The sequence below is a fragment of the [Clostridium] symbiosum ATCC 14940 genome (assembly GCF_000466485.1).
Lineage (GTDB): Bacteria > Bacillota > Clostridia > Lachnospirales > Lachnospiraceae > Otoolea > Otoolea symbiosa.
This window is the reverse complement of record NZ_KE992971.1, coordinates 1-3,359: the sequence shown is the minus strand read 5'-3', so window position 1 is coordinate 3,359 and position 3,359 is coordinate 1. Positions and strand designations below refer to the sequence as shown.

The 3,359-nt window shown below is 49.0% G+C and carries 3 protein-coding genes; all 3 read right to left on the bottom strand.

The window, feature by feature from the left end:
- A partial coding sequence (locus tag CLOSYM_RS16050; RefSeq protein WP_021642919.1) for a substrate-binding domain-containing protein occupies window positions 1–425 on the bottom strand: 425 nt, incomplete at its 3' end.
- 171 nt (window positions 426–596) lie between these two features.
- Window positions 597–1,613: an ABC transporter permease gene (locus CLOSYM_RS16045; protein WP_003504620.1), complete on the bottom strand. Its 1,017-nt coding sequence runs from the start codon at window positions 1,611–1,613 to the stop codon at window positions 597–599.
- A 15-nt stretch (window positions 1,614–1,628) separates the two neighbouring features.
- Window positions 1,629–3,140, bottom strand: coding sequence for a sugar ABC transporter ATP-binding protein (locus tag CLOSYM_RS16040; RefSeq protein ID WP_021642918.1), 1,512 nt, complete (start codon window positions 3,138–3,140; stop codon window positions 1,629–1,631).
- Between the last annotated feature and the right edge of the window lie 219 nt (window positions 3,141–3,359).

The window sequence follows — 3,359 nt, the reverse complement described above, 5'->3', positions numbered from 1 at the left end:
GCCGGTGAGTCAACATAGACAATTTTCACGCCTGACGATGCTGCTTCCTTCAGAGCGGAGGAAATGGCATCCGGACCGTTTGCCGCTACGATAATTGCCTTTGCTCCTGCCGATACGGCGTTGTTTACACACTCGATCTGCTGTGCGTCGTCCTTTGTATTGGGAGCCATAAACTGAACTGTTACGCCCAGTTCCTTTGCCGCCTTCTGCGCGCCCTCATTCAGGGTTACCCAGTGCTGGTCGATAGAGTCCATCGTAATCAGTGCGATGAGTTCTCCTGAACCTGACTCTGCCGCCTTCTCCGTCGTGGCTGCACTTCCAGTTTCTGCTGTCTGTGAAGTTTCCTTTTTGCCGCAGCCTGCCAATGCCGTGACAACCATACAGGATGCACAGAAAAGAGCCGCGATCTTCTTCATTTTTTTCATGTAACTTCCTCCTTTTTTGCAGTCCCCTCAGCCCGGACCTTCCGGGCCTTTTAACCGCATTTTTCATTTTATCTTAGCGCCTGTAACGGCGGCTAATTCAATACCTTCTACCTGTAACCGTTCAGATATCATAAACTGTTACTTCTGCCTGGCTTTTTCAAATCCAGCCGTTTAGCTGGTGCGTTTTTTCTTAAAGAGTCCTTTTCGGAATACCACATCCAGAAGTACGGCGAATACCACGATGATACCAATGACAAGACGCTGAATACCAACCTGTACGCCAATCATGTTCAGTCCGTTTTCCAGTGTCTGCCATACGGAAGCTCCCGCCAGCGTGCCGAGAAGGATTCCGGTGCCGCCCAGAGGGGAGATACCGCCGATAACGCCTGCCGCAACCGCATACATTTCGTACATGTTTCCTGCTTCCATATTCCCCATGTTAGCCTGGCCGCAGAGGATTAAGCCAACCACGAAGGAACAGAACGCGCTGACAAGATATGTTTTGGTAATCGTTGCCACGACGCTTACACCGGAAAGCTTTGCCGCTTCAACGTTTGAGCCGACCGCGTAAATATGACGCCCTGTTCTCGTCTTGGAGAGCAGGAAGAAAAAGATAATAAATAAGACGATTGCTATCCAGAACGTATTGTATACGCCCGCCGTCTTTCCATAGTAGAAGAAATTCTGGAATTTATCTGCCGCTTCCTTGCCGATACCGGAGCTGATAGCGTCCGTGTTTCTGTTGCCGTTAACCATATATGCCACGCCTCTGGCTACGAACATGGTTCCCAGCGTTGCGATAAACGGAGGAAGCTGGAATTTACCGACCAGAATACCGTTGATAACGCCGATTACCAGGCAGCAGGCAAGGGTGATCAGAATGGCTACCGCCGGGGTCACGCCGTGGGTCATCAGCGTCGCCGAGATCATTGCGCTCATGCCGACCACGGAACCGATGGAAAGGTCGATATTTCCTGTAATCAATATGTAGCTCTGGCCGATACCGATAATCAGGTATTTAGACATGGAACGCAGAAGGTTCATCACGTTCTGTCCTGAAAATACGGTCGGGTTAATAATACCGAATGCAATATAGATTACGATTAGTCCGGCAAATGCCGTCAATGCCCCGCGCATTCCGCGGACACCCAGTATTCTCTTCACCGGATTTTGTTTTGTCTGATTCATTTTTTCTCCCCCTTATCACTCACCGCTGGCAATCTTTTTCTCAAACTGTGTTGCCAGTGTCAATATCTGATTCTGTGTTGCTTCTTCCGCTGCCAGCTCTCCGGTAATGCGGCCGTCGCACATAACGATAATCCGGTCAGCAATTCCCATAACCTCCGGCATTTCAGATGAAACGAACATAACTGCGATCCCCTGCTGCTTTAATTCATTCATCAGGTTATAGATTTCTACTTTGGCAGCCACATCGATTCCTCTGGTCGGCTCGTCGAAAATAACGACCCTGGAGTTACGTGCCAGCCATTTTCCCACAACGACCTTCTGCTGGTTTCCGCCTGAGAGATTACCGGCCTCCACTTCCACCGTAGGCGTCTTAACCTTCAGGTTCTCCACGACGCGATCGCACATCTCATGCTCCTTTTGGCTGCTGACAACGCCCAGTTTATTACAAAGCAAATCCAGATTCGGGAGAGCAATATTGTGGCGGATACTCAGCTTTGTACACAGCCCGTCTTTCTTTCTGTCCTCCGGCGCCAGCACGATTCCTGCCTTGATTGCATCCTCCGGTTTATTAATCGATACTTCTTTACCGTCCAGCACTATCACGCCGCTTTCCTTTTGATCCACGCCGAATATCGCTCTTGTCGTCTCGGTCCGCCCGGCGCCCATCAGTCCGGCAAAGCCGACAATCTCGCCTTCATAGAGGGAAAATCCCACGTTCCTGACCAGTCTTCCGGCATTTAAATTCTTTACCTCCAAAACCAGTTTTCCCTTCTCACATTCCACTCTCGGGAACTTTTCTTTTATCTCGCGGCCTACCATGTTGGCGATAATCTCGTCCATCGTGGCATCTTTAAAATTCATCGAAGTGATGTACTGTCCGTCACGCATGATGGTAACTCTGTCCACAATGTGCTGGAGTTCCTCCAGCCTGTGTGAGATATATACGATTCCGCAGCCTTTTGATTTCAAATCCCGGATAATCCGGAATAAATCTTCTATCTCCCTGGCTGTCAGCGCCGACGTCGGCTCATCCATGATCAGGATCCTGGCGTTGGTGGAGAGCGCTTTCGCAATCTCTACCATTTGCTGCATGGATACGGGAAGATCCCCCACCACCTGCTGCGGCCGCAAATCAATTTTCAGCTCATCCAGAATTCTCTGCGCTTCCGCCTCCATCTCGGAATTTGAAAGCATGATCCCTTTTTTCTTCTCTCTTCCGAGAAACATGTTCTCCGCTACCGAGAGGTGGCGGCACATATTTAATTCCTGATGGATAATCGCCACTCCGACTTCCTGCGCCTGTTTTGGACTGAGATCGCCGTATTCCTTGCCTAAAATAGCCATGCTTCCTTCATCCCTTGTATAAACACCGCTCAGGATTTTCATCAGCGTGCTTTTCCCTGCTCCATTTTCCCCCAGCAGCGCCATAACTTCACCGGAACGAAGCTCAAAATGGACATGATCGAGCGCTTTAACTCCCGGAAAGCTTTTACTGATACTATCCATTGAAACAATTGTCTCATTCATTTTCTGACACCTGTCTTTCCCCTTTTTCTACCCTGCTTTTTTCTTCGTTATGGTTATATTATATCAAAGGGGGTTTGTACAAATAAGGGGGTAAAGATTGTTCTTATAGGGGGTTTTTTATGCATTTTGACAATGGGGTTTAAAGAACGGAACGCTTTGTACCGGCAAATTGCTGTATGATTCAGAATGGAGATTTAGTTAAGCAGGTGAGGACGCCGC